The organism is Marinoscillum sp. HNIBRBA16962 (genome assembly GCF_057801515.1).
On the sequence record NZ_CM173603.1, the window covers coordinates 2,407,868 to 2,431,328 of the forward strand.

The following is a 23,461-nucleotide window of genomic DNA, read 5'->3' on the forward strand; positions in this document are numbered from 1 at the left end:
TAATTTAACGAACTAACTCTAAATAACCCTGAACTACATCAGATCCATCGCCTTTATCGACGAAATAGAAGTATGTGCCGACAGGCAGCTTCAATCCTTGTCTTCCCACGTTGCTAAGCCCTTCAAACCGAACATCGATGTTATTGTATCCTTTATTTTCCCATACCATCGATCCATCTCTGTTGTAAATGGATACTCTGTTATCAGGGAAATATTCGATACAGTCGATAAAGAAGTAGTCATTTCTTCCGTCGTTATTGGCAGACAATCCGTTGTAGATTTTGATAGCCGTAGGTATTTCAAACTCCCCTGAATAGGTACACCCGTTGGTCACTGTAAACTCTACAAACCACCTGCCCGGCTCGGCATCAATCAGATTTTTATCACCGCTGGTAGATTCAAGTCTCAGATTTCCGTTAGGATCATACCAGCTTATTGAGCTGATGCCCAACTCTTCACTTGCCGGCCAGTTTTCAGGTCTGTCCAGAAGCACAGATGCTCTTCCATTGTGCTGAACGATACCTCCTGATTCATCCCTGATACACGACGAATTGGTCACATCTATAATGAAGTCAGGATTTATGATGGCATTGGTAATGGTCACACGTCCCAGGTCTGATTCGCAACCGGTACGAATGTTGGTTGCCCTTACGAGATATGTGGTGGTATCCAGTGCGAAGACCTCACTACCAGTATCTACTAACGTGTTAGGATCATCTTCTCTGTACCATTCAAATTCATATCCCGTTGCCTGGCCATCTACTCTTGCAATTGCATTACCATTCGGCACCTGACAGTTTGTTCGGTTAGATACCACGGTAATGGATGGGATAGCAGGTGGTTTGGTTCCATCCATCATGTTGAACTCTGCCTCGGACGTACAGCCTGTAGAAATGTCAGTAGCCACTACGGTGTAAACGCCGATCGCTAATGAATCCATTGAGGTAATATTAGTCACATCATCACTATCGCCACCTGGAAGGAGGGACATGGATGCTCCAGTTCCTAAATACCAGTCAAATCGATATTGAGACAATGGTTTATCTGAATAACCTATGGTTGCCCGGCCATCTTCCATTCCCGGATAGCAAATGGTAACGTTATTGACAATATCTACCCGGAATACAGGGAATTTAGAGTTATCCGGCATATGAACAAGCTCTATTCCCGTACAGAATGCATCGGTATTGTCAGTTACATATACAGTGTAATATACTTCTTCCCCTCCGGCAAGGCCTTCATACAATGTACCTGTAAAGTCAGCTGATCCAATTGTTGGTACGGTTCCATTGTTTTGATAATCATCGTAAACTTGCCGCCCATCAAACCAGTAGAAGTTGAAATCTGATCTTGCTTTTCCTCTACGCAGCAGCTCCTCGGATGCAACGTTGATGGAGACCGCTGCTTTCCCGTTCGGGTTGATACAGCTTGTATTTCCTGACACGGAGGTAACAAGTGGGATAGGGCTTAGAGGATCCGCACCCAATATAAAGTCCCTGCTATTGGTACATCCTGTAGCCAGGTCTGTAACCGTTACAGTATAAGTACCTTCAGCCAGGTTTACTGCAGCTATACTATCAGGCTCGATTACGTTTCCGACTGAATCTCTCCACTCAAAGTCATACAAGCTGCCGTCCTGAGAACCATTTGCTGCTACCTCGATAAAACCGTTCGGATTGTTTGGATCACAGTTTTCATTTGGTAAGAAATCTACCATGGTGATCACCGGAGGTGTGGTATTATCCTCAATGGTGATCTGGTAAGGGTCAGATTGACAACCGGTAGCAATGCTTGTGGCGATCACGTAATAATCACCAGGTGTTACATCGTAACCTGAGGCTGCAAAAGAGAGGATCGGGTTTGCACTATCCTGTACAGGAGCATTTCCCAGCGTAGGGTCAGCATCATAAAACGCATAAGTATAGTCCGCCAAAGTACCTGCACTCATTTGAGTAACCTCGTAGAAGGCATCAGATGGATTACAGCTGGTCATCCCGGCAGAATCTATTGCCACAATGCGCGGCTCTTGAGGTACATTCTGCAGTGTGAACTGCCCTGTAGCACTACAGCTTGAGATGAGGCTGGTCACTTCTACTTCATACCTGCCCGGAGCCTGACTGGTCAATGAGTCATCCGTGCTTAATACCCCACCGGTTCTGTTACCGGAACCGTCTACTGCATACCACTCAAAGGTGTAAAGCGAATCCACCACTATGTTATCGGCGGTAGCCAGTAAGATGCCATTCGGCGCTGCTGTAGCTGAGCAGGTACTGTCTGCCTGTACCTGTGCAATGCTCACCGCCGGTGTCAGTAGGTCATCTACCACGTCAAATTGCACCAGTTGCGATTCGCAATTGGAATCATTTAGTCTGATAGAAGCGAAGTAAGTACCCGCTAAAAGGCTATCCATGCGCAATGGTGTACCCGGAACAGGATCTACCATCACAGTGGTGCCATCAGACTCATAGAACGTTGCAGTAAAGTTGTTCACCAGGTTCAGTGAGTCTGCCGAGTTATTGACACTCAGGTTAACCCCCTGATAACGTACTCTAAGGATCTTAAAGCCACCACTTCCCTGAGTAGTACATAAGTAGTTACTTTTTGTGGAGTAGTCTATTAAGACAGGACGATCAGGTTCGTTAATTACATCCACTTCCTGTGTATAGGTACAGTTGTTAGTAATGTCAGTGACGGTCACTGTGTAGGTATCCTCCGGAACATCAGCCAGCAGTTGATTTCCTGCTACCGGAGTTCCTCCACCGTCTACCCAGGAGAAGGTGTAGTCTCCATTGTTGGCTGCATTTCCATTAATAGAAAGGATCTCTATAGAGCCTACAGCATTTGTTCCATCCACACAGTTGGTGTTTGGCACCATATTGAGGGAGTCGATGATCGGTTTGACGCTATGATCCAGGATATTCACATTGATGGTTGTGGCACAGCCATTCAGAGAAGTAGCTGTAATGGTGTAGGTATCCTCACTCAGATCACTGAAGGTGGTTGAAGCTCCGGCCAAAGCAGGGGTATAAGGAGATGCATTACCATCTATGGTTGAACCACCTGCAGAACTAATGCTCCATGTGAAGTTGGACAGGTCAGTTTGAGTTACACCATCCACAACTATGTCATCTGCGTCCAGTTGGATTGCTCCGTTACCAGGATTGTTACAGTCGGTATTGTGCGTGATCTGTGCATCCGGGATGTTGATTACCGGAATATCCTCATTAAGAAGGATCTCAAATGTCCTGATCGTTTCACAACCATCGTTAGGCGAGCCACCGGTTTTTTGAGCGTGGAGCGTATAAAATCCCTCACTCAACCCATCAAGAGTAGTCAGGTCTCCACTCGCATCATTTGCAGTTCCTCTCGATCCCGCATCTACTGGGTAGATCTCATTCGCTGCTGAGATAGAGGTTCCCCTATACCATGTGAGTGTGTAGTCAGCAATAACTGCTGCCGCACCGTCTTCCAGTAATGAGACCTCCAGTGAACCGCTTCCGTCATTGGCTGCATTGTTACATAGGGTAGAAGGGGTTTTACCTGCAAGCTGGATCAGCGGATCCACAGATACATCATCGATGGTGATGTTGATCGCCGTGCTGTTGGTACATCCGGTTACATCGTTAGTGGCTGTAACCGTGTAGGTACCTCCCTCAAGATCTTCGATCCTGTTGTCTGTACTGCCATTAGTGGAAGTTATTGTTCCGGCAAATGCTACCCCGTCTTTCAACCATGAGAAAGAATAATTATCAATAGTATAGACAATGGCATTGTCTTCTCTTACCGAAAGTATTTCTATAAAGCCATTTGGATTGTTACAGTTGTAATTATCGTCAAATGAGATATCCGAAGCTTGATTGATGGTCATGTTAGTCGGATCGGAGAGTACCTCGAAGGTGGTTGTCCTTGTACATGAGAGGTTATCCGTTCCACTGGTTTTTTGAACCACCACGGTATACTGTCCGGCACTTAGGCCATTCATGGTCAGGATATTTGCCCCAACAGCTGATGTTCCGGCATCCGCATTTCCTGAATTTGTACCTGTAGCAGTAGTTTCATCCGCAAGGAACTCAGGGTCAGCAGGTACGCCGGCAGTTGCACCTCTGTACCATTCTACACTGTACTCACCCAGAGTAGCGGTGGCTCCGTCTTCTACAATTCTGATTGTCAGCGAACCATCACCCTCGTTACCACCAGCTCCATTGTCACAGAAAGTGTCAGCAGTTCTGGCAGTCCTCTGAAGATTCGGCTGTACACTTTGATCCTCAATAGTGAATTCATAATTATTATCACTTGGAGGACATCCGGTAGTCAGGTTTTCGATATTCAAAGTATATGTGCCCGGCTCCAGGTTAGAGATGGTGCTGGTATTACCAGTAAAACCATTAGGTCCAGTCCAGTCAAATGAGTAATCAGTAAGTGTTGCATTGATGGTCGCATCTTCCCTGATCTGATTGATCACTATTTCACCATTGTAGCTGCCACTACAGTTTGTATTGTGGGTCGTAGTGTAGTCAGCATCCTGGATGGTTATGGTAGGAGGGTTGTTGTTGATTGTGAACGTAGCATAGTTATCACAACCTTCATTCCCGGTACCCGGAGTATCACCATTGTCTTTTGTGACGAAGACGGTATAAGTACCTGTTTCAAGGCCATTGAGTGTTCTGATGTCTCCACCTACCGTAGCGGAACCGACATTAAGACCACTGGCAGAACCAGCATCATCATGCAGGAAGTTAGCATCGCCGGGACCCGGATAAGAGATATCGGTATAAGACCCTCTGTACCATTCGATGGAGTAGTCAGCCAGTGTGATCGCCGAACCACCATCTTCGGTGATGCTGATGGTAATGTCCCCATCACCAGTGTTGTTGGTGCCATCGCAGTATGTATCAGCTGCTTTAGAGGACAGGTTGATCACCGGATCAACCTGCAGGTCATCAACTACTACATCGATGGTGCCTGTGGCACATTGTGTAGTGTTATGTGAGATATTGAAAGAGTAGGTACCTGCCTCCAGACCAGTAAGCTGGTCATTGGCAATAGAAACACCAGGGTTTGAAGTTCCAATAGCTCCGCCACCTATAGAAGTCCAGTTGATGGTATACGGACTGGCGTTGTTGAGCGCAGTAGGCGTACCGTCTATAATAATCTCATCGATGGTGATAGACCCGTCAGCCGGAGTACAGTTGTCGTTATCTACCACAGCAACGCCAGTGGTCATACTAACCGTAAGTGATGGCTGATCTGTTCCAATGGTGAACGTAGCATAGTTATCACAACCTTCATTACCGTTACCGCTGAGGTCACCATTGTCTTTTGTGACAAATACGGTGTAAGTACCTGCTTCCAGGCCATTAAGGGTTCTGATGTCTCCACCTACAGTAGCAGATCCGACATTGGCACCGCTTGCAGTACCGGCATCATCATGCAGGAAGTTAGCATCACCGGTTCCCGGATAAGAGATATCGGTATAAGAACCTCTGTACCATTCGATGGAGTAATCGGCCAGTGTGATCGCCGAACCACCATCTTCAGTGATGCTGATGGCAATATCTCCATCACCTGTGTTGTTGGTACCGTCGCAGTAGGCATCGGCAGCTTTAGAAGACAGGTTGATCACCGGATCAACTTGCAGGTCATCAACTACTACATCGATGGTGCCTGTAGCACATTGTGTAATGTTATGTGAGATGTTGAAAGAGTAGGTACCTGCCTCCAGGCCAGTAAGCTGGTCATTTGTAATAGAAACCCCAGGGTTTGAAGTGCCAATAGCTCCGCCGCCTATAGAAGTCCAGTTGATGGTATACGGACTGGCGTTGTTGAGCGCGGTAGGAGTACCGTCTATAATAATCTCATCGATGGTGATAGATCCGTCAGCCGGAGTACAGTTGTCATTGTCCACTACAGCCACACCTGTAGTCATACTGACAGTAAGCGTTGGCTGATCTGTTCCAATGGTGAACGTAGCATAGTTATCACAACCTTCATTCCCGGTACCCGGAGTATCACCATTGTCTTTTGTGACGAAGACGGTATAAGTGCCTGTTTCAAGGCCATTGAGTGTTCTGATGTCTCCACCTATCGTAGCGGAACCGACATTAAGGCCACTGGCAGAACCAGCATCATCATGCAGGAAGTTAGCATCGCCAGTACCAGGATAAGAGATATCGGTATAAGACCCTCTGTACCATTCGATGGAGTAGTCGCCCAGTGTGATCGCTGAACCGCCATCTTCAGTGATGCTGATGGTAATATCCCCATCACCAGTGTTGTTTGTGCCATCGCAGTACGTATCAGCTGCTTTAGAGGACAGGTTGATCACCGGATCAACTTGCAGGTCATCAACTACTACATCGATGGTGCCTGTGGCACATTGTGTAGTGTTATGTGAGATGTTGAAAGAGTAGGTACCTGTCTCCAGACCAGTAAGCTGGTCATTGGCAATAGAAACACCAGGGTTTGAAGTTCCAATAGCTCCGCCGCCTATAGAAGTCCAGTTGATGGTATACGGACTGGCGTTGTTGAGTGCAGTAGGCGTACCGTCTATAATAATCTCATCGATGGTGATAGATCCGTCAGCCGGAGTACAGTTGTCATTGTCCACTACAGCCACACCTGTAGTCATACTGACAGTAAGCGTTGGTTGATCTGTTCCAATGGTGAACGTAGCATAGTTATCACAACCTTCATTACCGGTACCTGGGGTATCTCCATTGTCTTTAGTAACAAAGACAGTGTAAGTGCCTGCTTCCAGGCCATCGAGTGTTCTGATGTCTCCACCTACCGTAGCGGAACCGACATTAAGGCCACTGGCAGAACCAGCATCATCATGCAGGAAGTTAGCATCGCCAGTACCAGGATAAGAGATATCTGTGTAAGAACCTCTGTACCATTCGATGGAGTAGTCGCCCAGTGTGATCGCTGAACCACCATCTTCAGTGATGCTGATGGTAATATCCCCATCACCAGTGTTGTTGGTGCCATCGCAGTACGTATCAGCTGCTTTAGAGGACAGGTTGATCACCGGATCAACTTGCAGGTCATCAACTACTACATCGATGGTGCCCGTAGCACATTGTGTAGTATTATGAGTGATAAAGAAAGAGTAAGTTCCAGCACTCACACCAGTGAGTTGATCATCAGTGATAGCTCCAACGCCTGAAGTACCAACTACACCACCCCCAATAGCTGTCCATGTGATAGTGTAAGGACTGGCATTATTGAGTGCGGTAGGTGTTCCGTCTATAGTGATCTCATCGATTCTGATAGATCCATCGGCCGGAGTACAGTTATCATTATCCACTACGGTTAGACCAGTAGTAAGGTTTACAGTAAGCGTTGGCTGATCTGTTCCAATGGTGAACGTAGCATAGTTATCACAACCTTCATTACCGGTACCCGGAGTATCGCCATTGTCTTTAGTGACGAACACGGTGTAAGTCCCTGATTCCAGGCCATTAAGGGTTCTGATGTCTCCACCTACAGTAGCAGAGCCAACATTAGCACCGCTGGCTGTACCGGCATCATCATGCAGGAAGTTAGCATCACCGGTACCCGGATAAGAGATATCGGTATAAGACCCTCTGTACCATTCGATGGAGTAGTCAGCTAGTGTGATCGCCGAACCACCATCTTCAGTGATGCTGATGGCAATATCACCATCACCAGTATTGTTGGTACCGTCGCAGTACGTATCGGCTGTTCTGGAGGACAGGCTGATCACGGGATCAACTTGCAGGTCATCAACTACTACGTTGATTGTACCGGTAGCACATTGTGTAGTATTGTGAGTGATAAAGAAAGAGTAAGTTCCAGCATCAACACCAGTGAGTTGATCATCAGTGATAGCTCCAGCGCCTGAAGTCCCAACTACACCACCCCCGATAGCTGTCCATGTGATGGTGTAAGGACTGGTATTATTGAGAGCGGTAGGTGTTCCGTCTATAGTAATCTCATCGATGGTGATGGATCCATCAGCAGGGGTACAGTTGTCGTTATCCACGACAGTCATCCCTGTAGTCAGGTTTACCGTAAGTGTCGGCTGGTCTGTTCCAATGGTGAATGTAGCGAAGGCATCACAGCCTTCATTACCATTTCCACTGGCGTCACCATTGTCTTTTGTGACAAATACAGTGTAAGTACCGTTTTCCAATCCGTCAAGGGAAAGGATGTCACCATTGACGAGGGCAGAGCCTGCATTGGCATTACCGGAGTTAGTATCATCAGCGTCCCCATCATCGGCTATGAAGTCAGCATCCCCGGTACCCGGAGCTACTGTATAAGAACCTCTGTACCACTCCACGGAGTAGTCAGCCAGTGTAATTGCTGAACCACCATCTTCAGTAATGCTGATGGTAATATCACCATCACCCGTGTTGTTGGTACCGTCGCAGTATGTATCGGCTGATCTGGAAGACAAACTTACCACCGGATCTACCTGTAAAGCATCAACTTCAATTTCTATTGTCGCTACACTTGAACATTCGGTGGAGGTGCTGGTAACAATTACTCCATAGGTATTACCAGCTAGATCCTGAATCCTATTGCCGTTACCTACAACAGTTAATCCATTTACAGCTGATCCAGTGATGTCATTATTAGCTCCCTGTGGGTCTTCGAACCATTGGAAAGTGTAATTGCCGGCTGTAACAGCTACATCAGTTCCACCTTCTTTCACCGCTATAATTTCTATTGAACCATTAGACGGAGTACAATTATCATTGTCTTCGATGAGTACATATGTTGGTGTGAGCTCAATGGTAGGATCAATCGACACTTCATTTACTGTCACCGTGGTTGTTACGGCACATGTGTGGTTTGGATCCGTTCCATCTATTACTTCCAGTGTATAGGTACCTTCAGATATTCCACTAAGTGTTGCCACATAGTCTCCTGCAGCTCCTCCATTCAGTGTGCCGCTAGAGCCGGAAATAGTGCCATTATCAACAAGGGCAGCAGGTGTGTCATCGTACCATTGGAAATCATAATCAGTACCTAAGTCAGGTGCATCCACCTGGAACGTAATACTTCCGTCACCCTCATTCGGATCACTATCACAACTGCCATCATCAGTTGTACCTGTAATTGAAATAGTTGGCTCAGATGTGTTATCAGCTATTGAAACTTCAAACGCAGGAGTTACACAACCATCTACTGTGCTGGTTGCCACAACAAAGTACGTATCAGCTATTGGTGCTAGAGCACTATTTGCAGTGACAGCTGCGGACATGTCAATCACTTCGTCTGTTCCAACACCAACTTCACTTGTAATCTCATTTGAGAGAGATCCTTTGAACCACTGGAAGGTGTAATCTGCCACTGGCTGACCTGCACCATCAATTTCAATATCACCATTATTTATGGTAATTGTGCTGGCAGGGTCTGCATCACAGTTATCATAGGCAACTACAGTAGCATTTACAATGTTATGAGTCTCAGGAACATCATCTACCGTATATGTATCCGATACCTCACAGCCATTTAAATAAACTGAGCCGGTTGTTACGCCACCCGGGTCCACTGTAGCTGTAGCTCCGGATGCCCGTCCGCTAATATTATCACCTGCTAACGGTGTGCCTGAAGTAACATAAATGTTCATTTCCACACCCGGATCATCCGTAATAATTACCCCCACAGCACCACTACCTATGAAGTCTACCGTTTCTCCTTCATTGAATGTACCCGTACCAGCTGTGTAGGTAATATCCGTCAATTCAAATGCTCTTTGAATGGTTACAGTATAGTCTCCAGGTTCCAGGTCTGCGTTGGTTGTTGATGTTGCAGACTCGGTGAAGATATCTTCAGTATGCACAGTGAACAGGTCAGCATCCCGCACCCAGGTGAACCGGTAACCGGCAGGCTGCTGGAACTCAGGGTCATTCATGTTTTCAGCAGGGTCCTCAACCGCAGTTGCAGATAATTGTCCGTTTCCTCCAAATGTGGCCACATCGCAAATGGAGTTGGGGGCCATGTCAAAGTCATCAATCAATGGTTCATAGGCCAGGTCGATGATCTCCTGATCAAATGAAGCCTGAGACCAGCATTCATCGGTTGATATCGGGTTAAAGGATGGATTTTGTATTTCTCTTGCCACGGCAATGTATGGCCCGGCTGGTAATCCGTGGAACTCCGCCTCGTCACCAGCAGTCAGCGGGGGTGGATTTACTGGTGGATTACCATTTGCATAGGGAGCATCATCGCCATCCACAATGGTTCCTGCTGCCGCATCGTATTTTAACGGGAACCGTATGCCATCATAGGTGTATGGGCTTGTACGGTCTGCAGGGACCCCGGTTCCGGCATATAGATAAAGTATATACTCATCAATGTCATCAACGTCATCTGCATTGTATCCCGGAGTACCAGGGTCATCTTGTAATCCAACTCTCGCTACTCCATTATCCGGACACTCATCCACATTTTCTACCGTGATGGTGGTGGTGGTTTGCTGATTCAGGTAAGGTAATTCATAATATTCCTGGTATCTACATCCCGTAGTCTGATCAGTAACCACTACCGTATAAAGACCGGCAACAACATCTTCAATGGAGTTGTTATAAGAGCCACCAAATGTACTTTCAGTCACAGTAGTCACTGTAATTGCCTGACCAGGGTTAGAGGCCAGTTCTTCGCCTGTGGTCAGACTGTCAGTATCTTGATAACTAACTAAAGAGGCAAAGTCCTGAGCTCCTTCGTAGATTTCAAATGCAAATAAATTTCCGGAAGGATTAGTCCCCATTCTAAATTCGAAAGACCCAATGCCAGTACAACTGTTTGGAATGATGATTGGATTAAATTCAAGATCAGGCGCATTAGCGGAAACGCCATCCGAAACTGTTACTGTTTCAGTAGTACTTGTACAGGTTGATTCGGTATCTGTAACCACTACTGTATAGGTTCCCGCTACAAGCCCTGTTAGATCAGCTGTTGTAACACCGGCAGGTATGGAACCATTGCCAGGGTCTACACCATTGGTCATAGGCATCGTAGTTCCAGGGCCATAGTACCACTGATATGTTAGTGTGGCTCCTGGATAGTTTGAAGGAGGACCGGCAGGGTTAAAACTTACTACGGTATTATCCACATGTGCTTCTCCATTTGGAGAACAGTTTGTCTGTGTATTGGTACTGGTTGCAGGAGTAAGAATAACCTCGAACTCATCTATTGTTACCTGCGCAGTAACGAAACAATTGGTAGCATCATCAATGTATTTCACGGTATAAGTCCCGGCATCCAGGCCTGTGGCAGTTTGTGTGGCTGCTACTACTGGCCCTGAAGCGCTGGTTCCTGCGTACCATTCGTAAGTTTCAGTACCAGTAGCCCCAGCTCCATTGGCAGTTGCAGCACCGGTAGGAGTGGAAGAATCACATGAATATTGATCCACAATACCGGTAAAAGCACCTAATGATAATCCATGTGGGTCTTCTCCAACCGTAAAAGTAGCAGTTGAATAACATCCAACATCCGTATCCAAAACCCTAACCGTGTATTGGCCTGGGTTCAAACCTGAAACCGTAGCAGCAGCTGATCCCGAAACATCTACGGATGCTGTTCCTGCAATACTTTTTTGATCGAAAATATCAGACAGGTCATCCAGAAGTCTTGAAGAATTCACGCCTCCTCCATAATACCACTCATAGGTGTAATTTCCTGATCCTCCTGCTGGAGTTACGGTAACTCCACCATTTGGATAGCTCGGCGCACCGGTACAAACGTCTACGTTACTAGGGGTTCCACCTACGGTAAATGTGGCCGGTACATCATCAATCGTATGGGTGATGGTGGTAGAACAATTATTGGAAGTGTTTCCACCCGGATTCATATCCGTGATCCTAACCGTATAAGTACCTCCAGGGAGCTCAGAAGCAACATCACCTGTTCCGGAAATACTGGCTGTTGGCACATTGGTCATCAGGTCATCCGAGGCGTCAGTTGAAGCGCCAATGAACCATTCATAAGCGTAGAGATTTTCAGCAGTTGCATCTGTTGTTTCCACAGTGATCTGACCATTGTAATCACCACTGCTGGTTAACGATACGTTACAAACTGAATTATCATTTGTATTTCCCGGGTCAACCTGGAATGCAGGTAGCGTCGGGTTGGATCCAACTGTAACAGTAACGGGATTGGTAATACATCCTGTCCCATTATCAATTACTTCGATGGTATAATCCCCGGGATCAATTCCTGTAATGGAAGCCGAGGTGGTATTGTTAGTGGTTTCCGAGATGTTGATGTTAGCCGTACCTGCTGTACCTTTTTCAGTAAAGATATCTGTAGATCCATCCACAGTGAGCTGGTTTGCAACGAGCACCGAACCGCCATAGTAGTAGTTTACGGTATAGTTACCAGACCCGGTGATTGCAGACAGATCTATACTCAATCCTCCATTAGGATATTCGTCACCTCCGGCACATTCAGTCATATTTACAGCCGTCACATCCACGTTAGGATCATTGAATGTCGGGTCAATCGAGTTGTCATTGATCGTAAATTCTTCAGTTATCGGACACTGCGTATCAACATTGATTATCTCTACGGTATAAGTACCGTCTTCCAGTCCGGTAGTAGTCAGGGTGGTGACTCCCGTAGCGGAAGCCGAAGTTCCCAGGGCATCCCCATCAGTCAGATCAGAAGCATCGAGGGTATTGGTAGTACCCGAGCCGAAGTACCACTGGATATCGTATCCACCCGCAGGTTCACCTGTTGAGGTAGTAGGAGTGACCGTGATCTGACCGTTAGGATCTACTGTGCTCGGCACACAGACGGTGAGATGCTGGTCAATAGTGCCATTGACAGAGATTACGGCAGGGTTTGTGCCTACTGTCACAGTAACCGGCGCGGTAATACATCCTGTCCCATTATCAATTACTTCGATGGTATAATCCCCCGGATCAACTCCTGTGATGGAAGCCGAGGTGGAGTTATCGGTAGTTTCCGAGATGTTGATGTTGGCCGTACCGGCAGTACCTTTTTCAGTAAAGATATCTGTAGATCCATCCACAGTGAGCTGGTTTGCAAGGAGCACCGAACCACCATAGTAGTAGTTTACGGTATAGTTACCTGAACCTGTGATTGCCGAAAGGTCGATGGTCAGCCCACCATTAGGGTAATTAAGTCCACCATCACAGTCGGTCATGTTTACGGCTGTTACATCTGTTAATGGAGCCGCGAATGTCGGATCAGTAGAATTGTCATTGATCGTAAACTCTTCGGTTTCGGAACACCTGGTATCAACATTGATTATTTCTACAGTGTAAGTGCCATCTTCCAGTCCGGTAGTGGTCAGGGTGGTGACTCCCGTAGCTGATGCTGAAGTACCCAGTGCATCCCCATCAGTCAGATCAGAAGCATCGAGGGTATTGGTAGTACCCGAGCCGAAGTACCACTGGATATCGTATCCACCCGCAGGTTCACCTGTTGAGGTAGTAGGAGTGACCGTGATCTGTCCGTTAGGGTCTACTGTGCTCGGCACACAGACGGTGAGATGCTGGTCAATAGTGCCATTGACAGAGATTACGGCAGGGTTTGTGCCTACTGTCACAGTAACCGGCGCGGTAATACATCCTGTCCCATTATCAATTACTTCGATGGTATAATCCCCCGGATCAACTCCTGTGATGGAAGCCGAGGTGGAGTTATCGGTAGTTTCCGAGATGTTGATGTTGGCCGTACCGGCAGTACCTTTTTCAGTAAAGATATCTGTAGATCCATCCACAGTGAGCTGGTTTGCAAGGAGCACCGAACCACCATAGTAGTAGTTTACGGTATAGTTACCTGAACCTGTGATTGCCGAAAGGTCGATGGTCAGCCCACCATTAGGGTAATTAAGTCCACCATCACAGTCGGTCATGTTTACGGCTGTTACATCTGTTAATGGAGCCGCGAATGTCGGATCAGTAGAATTGTCATTGATCGTAAACTCTTCGGTTTCGGAACACCTGGTATCAACATTGATTATTTCTACAGTGTAAGTGCCATCTTCCAGTCCGGTAGTGGTCAGGGTGGTGACTCCCGTAGCTGATGCTGAAGTACCCAGTGCATCCCCATCAGTCAGATCAGAAGCATCGAGGGTATTGGTAGTACCCGAGCCGAAGTACCACTGGATATCGTATCCACCCGCAGGTTCACCTGTTGAGGTAGTAGGAGTGACCGTGATCTGTCCGTTAGGGTCTACTGTGCTCGGCACACAGACGGTGAGGTGCTGGTCAATAGTGCCATTGACAGAGATTACGGCAGGGTTTGTGCCTACTGTCACAGTAACCGGCGCGGTAATACATCCTGTCCCATTATCAATTACTTCGATGGTATAATCCCCCGGATCAACTCCTGTGATGGAAGCCGAGGTGGAGTTATCGGTAGTTTCCGAGATGTTGATGTTCGCCGTACCGGCAGTACCTTTTTCAGTAAAGATATCGGTTGTTCCATCTACGGTCAGCTGGTTTGCAACGAGCACCGAACCACCATAGTAGTAGTTTACGGTATAGTTACCTGAACCTGTGATTGCCGAAAGGTCGATGGTCAGCCCACCATTAGGGTAATTAAGTCCACCATCACAGTCGGTCATGTTTACGGCTGTTACATCTGTTAATGGAGCCGCGAATGTCGGATCAGTAGAATTGTCATTGATCGTAAACTCTTCGGTTTCGGAACACCTGGTATCAACATTGATTATTTCTACGGTATAAGTACCGTCTTCCAGTCCGGTAGTAGTCAGGGTGGTGACTCCCGTAGCTGATGCTGAAGTACCCAGTGCATCCCCATCAGTCAGATCAGAAGGATCTAGTGTATTGGAAGTACCGGAACCAAAGTACCACTGGATATCGTATCCTCCGGCCGGTTCACCACCGGCAGTAGTAGGAGTAACAGTAATCTGACCGTTAGGATCTACTGTGCTCGGCACACAGACGGTGAGGTGCTGGTCAATAGTGCCATTGACAGAGATTACGGCAGGGTTTGTGCCTACTGTCACAGTAACCGGCGCGGTAATACATCCTGTCCCATTATCAATTACTTCGATGGTATAATCCCCCGGATCAACTCCTGTGATGGAAGCCGATGTAGTATTATCAGTAGTTTCCGAGATGTTGATGTTAGCCGTACCGGCAGTACCTTTTTCAGTAAAGATATCTGTAGATCCATCCACAGTGAGCTGGTTTGCAAGGAGCACCGAACCACCATAGTAGTAGTTTACGGTATAGTTACCTGAACCTGTGATTGCCGAAAGGTCGATGGTCAGCCCACCATTAGGGTAATTAAGTCCACCATCACAGTCGGTCATGTTTACGGCTGTTACATCTGTTAATGGAGCCGCGAATGTCGGATCAGTAGAATTGTCATTGATCGTAAACTCTTCGGTTTCGGAACACCTGGTATCAACATTGATTATTTCTACAGTGTAAGTGCCATCTTCCAGTCCGGTAGTGGTCAGGGTGGTGACTCCCGTAGCTGATGCTGAAGTACCCAGTGCATCCCCATCAGTCAGATCAGAAGGATCTAGTGTATTGGAAGTACCGGAACCAAAGTACCACTGGATATCGTATCCTCCGGCCGGTTCACCACCGGCAGTAGTAGGAGTAACAGTAATCTGACCGTTAGGATCTACTGTGCTCGGCACACAGACGGTGAGGTGCTGGTCAATAGTGCCATTGACAGAGATTACGGCAGGGTTTGTGCCTACTGTCACAGTAACCGGCGCGGCAATACATCCTGTCCCATTATCAATTACTTCGATGGTATAATCCCCCGGATCAACTCCTGTGATGGAAGCCGAGGTGGAGTTATCGGTAGTTTCCGAGATGTTGATGTTCGCCGTACCGGCAGTACCTTTTTCAGTAAAGATATCTGTAGATCCATCCACAGTGAGCTGGTTTGCAAGGAGCACCGAACCACCATAGTAGTAGTTTACGGTATAGTTACCTGAACCTGTGATTGCCGAAAGGTCGATGGTCAGCCCACCATTAGGGTAATTAAGTCCACCATCACAGTCGGTCATGTTTACGGCTGTTACATCTATTACAGGATCATTAAAAGTAGGATCCGTTTCATCATCCACAATACTAACCTGAAATGTTGTATCACAATCAGAGGTCAGATTTTCAATAGTCACTGTATAAGTACCTCCCGGGATATTCTGCAGGAGGCCAGGTGTACTGTCATCATATATGGTAGGAGAGGAGGTGTTCGCTCCGTCATACCATGTAAATGTATAGTCGCTTATATCCGGGTTGCCATCTTGTCTGGCTACAGCCACTTGTCCGTTGTAGCCACCTGCTATGGTTGAGTCACATACAGTGTTGTCTTGAGAGTTGGTAGCATCAAATTCAAACAGAGGTCTTTCTGTGTCATCCTCTACAGTGACATAGATGATGTCAGATTCACAACCTGTATAGTTATCTTTTACAGTAAACTGATAGTTACCTGCCGGTAGATTTTCAAACAACCCATCGTTTTCCGGGTCTGAGATAGGGGTACCTGAACCGTCAGCCAACTCACCTTCGAAGGTAAACGGATCGATAAAGAATTCGACTCCATCGATAAAGTTTCCTACCTGAGGAGTGCCGCTTGTTGATCGATATTCAAAACGAGTAGAATATTGGCCGTCAGGGACGGTGTACGTACCTTCGTAAACCTCCCAATCGGCCGTACCTGTACAGAAATTACCCTGGTTGACGAGACTTCCCGGGGTCAGTGAAGAACCGATATTTAAATCCATACAATCTGTAGTATTTCGTCCGCGATGGGCAAAACGCCAGATCATAGTTGTCCCCGGAACCGTATTGACATCAAAATATAATGCGCTATTTGTTTCAGAATTCAGTTCGGCCCATTGGTCGCCTTCATAAGCAGTATAGCCGTTGCTTGTGTTTCCGGATCGCCAGATCTCGAGTACATTCCATGGGTCGTCTGTTACCCAGCCAGGGATAATGTCCTCTGAATAGTATCCTGCTCCGGGATTATTGATATCGGTAGGGAATCCATACCAGTTGTTAGAACCGGAGTCCGGGTTAAAATCACCTGTATTCGGATTGTTGATAATGCTTGGATCCTCAAAACTTCCGTTTTCATTTCCCACTTCTGCTGAGGTGGTATTATCCACAATATTAGAGATGTCTATCGAGCCACCATAGGCGGTAGTATCACAGGAAGTCTGGTTGGTGACCACTATGGAATCTTCATCTACGACCAGCGGATCTTCTTTGGCATCTGTAACCTGGGTTGTGGTGGTTGTAGAACATCCATTCGTATTATTGGTAACCTGTACCGTATAAGTGCCAGGGTCGAGGCCTCCTAAATGGTATGGAGCATCGTCCACCAAAAAAGCGTTAGGGTTTGCCGTTCCGGGGAGTGAATCAGCAGGGTCCGTGCTATTGCCAAGGAACCACTCAAAGGTGTATCCTGCTACTCCACCTGATCCATCACCATCGGCAATTGCCTGTCCATTGCCGACAAGACAGCTGGTATTGGGCTCTTCTTCACTGGCTGTGGCAGCGGGGATGGCTGGTGAATCTCCGAGGATCACCGTTAAGGTATCAGCATCACATCCATTCGGCGCCTGAGTGACTACTTTGTAGGTATCTCCATATAATCCGGTAGGGTTTTCAGTACTGCTTCCGGTTATTGTTCCTCCATCGGTCACCTGGGTTCCATCAGAGAAGAACCATTCAAAGGTGTATCCATTGCTGCTTGGAGATGTAACTGTTGAGCCATCGAAAGAGACACCTACAAGGATCTCACCATCGTAAGAGGTAGTATTACATCCTGTGTTTGGCGAGGTAGATGTTTCGGAGAGTACAGGTGCAATCGGATCCTGACTGATAGTGATCGTCTCTTCAGTAAAACAACCTGTGGCAGGGTGGGTTACCCTCACAGTATATACAATACCAGCTTGTAATCCGGTTGTAGTTGTAGATGAATCATCAATTGAGACCATGCTATCATCAAACCACTCAAATACGTAGGTACTATTTTCCTCCGTAAGCGAATCCAGGGTCCCGTCCGTTACGAATGCAGCGGCAATACCATTTAAAGCACCGGCACTTGATCCACAACCTGATTGTGGCTGCACTTCATATACCGTCACATCCGGATAAGTAGGATTATTGATGATGGTGCGGGTTTGAGGAGCTGTAGAACATCCTGTAATGGTGCTGGTAGCCACTACCGTGTAAGTACCTGATGATGCGCCTGATGCGTTTAATGCTGTGATTTCATTAGACGTAGAGTCCGTAAGTACAGGGTCTGAAGTGGTAGATCCTTCATACCAGGTAAAGGTAAAGTCACCGTTGCCTCCCGTCATTTGAGCAGAGATCAGTCCGTTTCCACCTACACAGGCAGTATTATCAAATTTTGAAATGGACTGGAAGGTAGGTGTGACAGGAACATCGTCTATGAACGCATCCTCGTAAAAATCACATTGAGTGTCATCATTGGTCACCCGGATCCGGTAGGTACCGTCAGTCAGACCGGTGAAGGTATGTCCGGCAGATCCATCAGCAACGGTTACCGGAGACCCGATAGGAGTGGTAAATGCTGCTCCATCAAAAAGTTCATAAGTATAGGAGGATGGTTCACTGCTATCAGAATATGATTGAGCAAAGATCTCACCAAGACCGGTGGTGTTACATCCCACATCGTCTGTGATAGTCAGGTTGATGGCAGGTAAGTCCGGCACATTTACAATAGCAAATGTCAAAGTACCGGTACTACAATCGGTATCCGTATCCACTACTTCTACGGCATAAAACCCGGAAGCCAGTCCTGTGAATACCGGGCTGGTTTGTTGTGCAAGCGTATCATCAGTTGTGTAGCCATCATAGAGAATGTAATTATAGTTTGCTCCTGTAGGGTCTACACGGCCTGTCAGGTCAATTCCTCCATTTGGAGTGGATACATCACAAGTGGTGTTTGGGGTAGATATCCCCAGCGGACAATTGATGTTAGAGGTAGCATAGGCTATAGATCCCTGTGCTTGTAGTTGCACTGTTCCATCAAAATAGGCCCCGGACTGGCCGTTGGCAACAGTGGATTCAGTATTTACCGATGTTCCAACATTTGGAATGTTTGCTCCGTCACTTGTATCGGATAGTCCATTAAAATCATAGTAAAGAACCAGTCCATCCTCAGTTCCATCCGTATCTTCACATACGGCATTTTGGACATCATCTGGTAAGAATGCCCGGTTATACACCCGGAACTCATCAATTCGTCCCTCAAATTTGTTTGTTCCCCGGTTTGAATCATAAGCAATGGACATGATAGACCCACCATTTGCCAGGCCATTTCCATTTCCTGTGTAATTGTCTGTGCCGATAAGTACACCATCTGCATACAGGAACATGTCTCCGGCGATCCCATCCCCATCAAGATCATTAAGACTCCAGACACCGGTAAGCTGAGTCCAACCAGTAGGCTTGTAGCCCGTCTGTATCGAACCAGAAGTACCAGCGCCTTGTGTTCTTATAGCAAAGGCTATCCCAAGAGCATCACTTGTCCAAAGAGCTATGTCCTCATTTCCGGAAGTGAAGATCACATTATCATTCCCATAGTGTGACGGGGTTAGGTAGGCCCAATATGAGATGGTAATTTCTGTCCAGCCGTCTATGGCTTGAGGGACCTCAATCCAGGATTTGTTACTGAAATTGATGGCGGATCCGGCATTTACCTGGGTAATGCCATTGAACGAAGGAGCATCAGACTGATCGAGGATCTCTACGGTTCTGGTTACCTCACATCCGCTTTTTTTAACAGCTACGGTGTAGATCCCGTCCGGCAACCCGTTGAGTGTTTCTCCTTCACTACCTGATACTGTTGCTGAAGGCACTTCGTCCCCGGGAAGTAAATTAGCTTGTGCGGTGGTTGTTCCTGAATACCACTTAAATGAATATCCTGAAACGGTTCCTGCCCCATCCCCGTCTGCAGATACTGATCCGGTGTATGCAGTTGTATCGCACGAGGTGTTATGCGAGTTGATGGTAAGCGCTGGCTGAGGAGCTGTACTGTTATCCAGTAATTCTACGATCTTTACATCACTGGTACAGGAAGAAGACTGGTCGGTTACTCTTACCGAGTAAAACCCGGGATAGATACCGGTGATGGTGGCCGTAAAGTAATCGGCCGAGGTACCTCCTCCTGAACCTTCAAACCATTCAAAGCTGTACCCGTCCGTGTCGCCATCTACACTGGCTGCCAGCTCACCGGTGCCGTTACAGGTAGTGACATGGGTGAAGTCTACATCGATATCCGCAGGGTCAGGGATGGTTAAGCTGGAGGTAACAACCTGCGAAGAACTGGCTCCGGTACAGCCATTATTGTTGTTTACTACCTGAACGGAGTACCCAATTGCTTCCAAATTAGTGAGCGTATCCCCGGTACCAACCGGAGTTACACCTTCAGAGGTAATGAACCAGGTAAAATCAAAACCATCCGCCTCAGTTAGTGTGTCTATCGGATTTCCACTTCCATCGGTTTGCGTGTAAGCAAAAGCAGACAATATACCATTTGGTGTTGCACAATCTGTCAACGGGGATATCTCGAATACTTCTACATCATAGGTGATCTGCTCCCGGATGATGGTGATTTCTACGGTATCTGAGAGACAGGGGTTGACAGTAGGAGCCGTACCTATTACAGAATAAGTTCCTTCTGCCATTGTGGAATAAACACTACCTGTATGCAATACAGTAGAAAAATCACCCTGGTTGTACCAGTCAAACTCAAACCCATCTGCTTCTGTCCATTGCTTATTAACCAAAGCTGTTGTCCCTGAGATTTCAACATTATCCAGTGTAAACTTTTCATTGTCTGCTGTGGAGTGCATCGTTGCAATAATCTGCAAAGTGGATCCGTTTAGGCCTGATGCCGAAGCGCTTTGGAATCCAAAATCTCCATAGCCTTCACTCATTAAGACATTAGCTCCGCCATCCAGGCTGTAGTAAACCCGCATGACATCCCTCCACCTTCCGGAAGCTTCTAAAGGACCATCAGCAAACATGTCTGCGCTAATGGATACATCGGTATGTCCTGATATATCGATCATTTCAGATGACCAGGTTAATGGGTTGGCTTCATACTGTCCTCCGGTATTCCATACCCTGAAGCCTTTATTTCCGGACCGTTCGTCCACCCCGTAAAAGCTTGGTGTGCTGGTAGGAGAGGAGCTCCATTGCGAGTCGTCGGAGTTGTCATTTTGTGTTCCGTCGGCCAGGTTATCAAAGTCTTCAAACCAGATATTTTCAAATTCGCCTCCGGCTTCCCCTTCAAAATAGGCTTCAGCAGAACCATTATTAGCTAAACTATCTACGCATTTTAAGTTATCGCTTAACTTGTTGACAGTCAGCGGGAAAACATCATAAGTGACCGGTGCTGAATCAATGTTATTCTGAAAATCACATTCAGGGATTCCGGATGAGTTCAGGGTGATAGGGGGCTGTTGGCCGTTATTATTCACAACAATGAAAAGCTCAAACTCTCCGCCAACACCCTCTACGGTCATTGTGATGGTTTCGGTTTCGCCAATCTGAAAATTATTCAGCACATGATTTTCTGTGTTTAAATATGTGGAGTTTGTTGTAGTTGGGTCACCAGCATAAAAAGAGATAGGCAAAAGTCCGGATATATCTGCGTCCCCGGAATTGGTGATTTGAAAACTTACTTCAAATTCCGTATTCGGACATAGGGAATTGGTTGGCGTGATCTGGCTATCTCCGGCCAGGTCAATGTCAGGAGAGACATAAGACGGACATCCTTCATCATCAACCAGGGGAGATTGGTTAAGGAACGTGTTTAGTACCCTGTTGTCTCCTGTGGTACAAACATCAGTTGAGAATACCTGTGTATGATTTTGCTGTGATACAGGAATGGTAAGGTCGTCATTGACGTTTACATTGAAATAGCCGTGCTGATTCCATACGGACCTGGATGGCTGCCATACATCACCCCCGTCAGCGCCAAAGACCCTTACATGGGCATACTGGGTATTGCTGTACGGGTCAAAGGGAGTAGCGTCACTGGTATAACAGGTAACGCAGATCTCTGAAGCTCCGTCACCGTCCACATCTGCTACAACAGGATATTCTTCCTGGGTTCTGGAAATACAGGTAAGTTCGCTTCTGATGGCTTCCGTTTTACCATCAATGATCAGAAGTGATTTTTCACTTCGATATACGGTTTCAAAAGCGCCATCCCCGTCAAAGTCAAACAGGGAACATCCTGTGAACCCTGATGAACCTTCTTTTACTCCTATTGTCCATGTTTCTACCAGGTCCCCACTGACCTGATCCAACTCCAGGGAGTACAGGATCTGATCCATGATGAAGGTGGCATTCGGAAAACCATCGCCATCAACGTCGGCTATGTTTATCCTTCCGGTTCCCCGTGCAAAATTAGCATCCTGGTAAACCTCTACGTTTCCGTTAGTAACATCCCAGAAGAAAACTGAGGTCTGTCCCCAGTATCCGCTTCCGAGTGCGCCGGATGTCAGGACATCCACATTTCCGTCCAGGTTAAAGTCTGCAACGGAAATAGCGCTCCACTGGTCATTCCAGGAGGAGTAGTATTTTGGGTGGTAAGATCCTGAATAACCACTGGAAGCCAGATCCGTATCCATATCCCTTACGCTGGTCAGCGTACCAGCTCCCAGATCTACTGACCAGATGTTATCCCCAGTGATGAGTTCCAGGTCAGAGTCACCTACTATATCGATGGCAATAGGACCATGCACATAGTCTCGCCACCAGTTGCCACTGCCTGTCACCAGAATGGTGCCTGTCAGAGCATCTCTAATCTCGTTTTTATAGTATAATTCCGCACTGCCGTCACCATCAAAGTCAGCCACACCAGGCAGACCTATATTATTCCGGGTGGATGTTCCGGACCACACCGGGTTTCCCTGGCAGTCAAAAACGGCTATATCATTACCTAAATTCTCAACCACTATGATCTCAGCACACCCATCACCTGCAAGGTCTGCTAAAACCAACCCGTTTTCCGGTTCGAAACTCAGGTTGATCTGAAATTCCGTATTTCCCGTCACACCATCAAGAACAGTTACTGTTTGCGCCTGTCGGTTTGTTACAACAATTTCCGGTGTGCCATCCTGGTCGATATCACCAACGGTAGGGGTGGCGTGGCTGTTGGCTGTTTCGTCTGCCGAAACCCATTCGGTGCGAATGGTGAAGCTGGTGACAGAGGCTGTGTCCTGACATAGTACACTATTGCCAAAATAAAAGTCCGAACAGCTGGCTCCGCCCGAACATTCATTATCATAGCAATCTATGAATCCGTCTCCATCATCATCGACCCCATTCGTACAGTTCTCCTGGGCCTGAACGAGCTGGAATGACAGAAGACAAAAAACGGATAGTAGAACTTTATTCCAATAACTTTTCATAACTGTTGAGGTGATAATATACCCATACATACGGAAATACTGGTACAAGTAACCCATCGGGCAATGTAC

The 23,461-nt window shown here is 46.9% G+C and carries 1 protein-coding gene; it reads right to left on the bottom strand.

Going from position 1 to position 23,461, the window contains the following annotated elements; genetic code table 11:
• Positions 1 to 4 precede the first annotated feature (4 nt).
• Positions 5 to 23,392: a T9SS type B sorting domain-containing protein gene (locus AC3E9V_RS10405; protein WP_488753127.1), complete on the bottom strand. Its 23,388-nt coding sequence runs from the start codon at positions 23,390 to 23,392 to the stop codon at positions 5 to 7.
• Between the last annotated feature and the right edge of the window lie 69 nt (positions 23,393 to 23,461).

Bases quoted from the DNA above. Each gene is read 5' to 3' on its own strand.
- AC3E9V_RS10405 (WP_488753127.1), bottom strand. From the start codon at position 23,392: ATGAAAAGTTATTGGAATAAAGTTCTACTATCCGTTTTTTGTCTTCTG.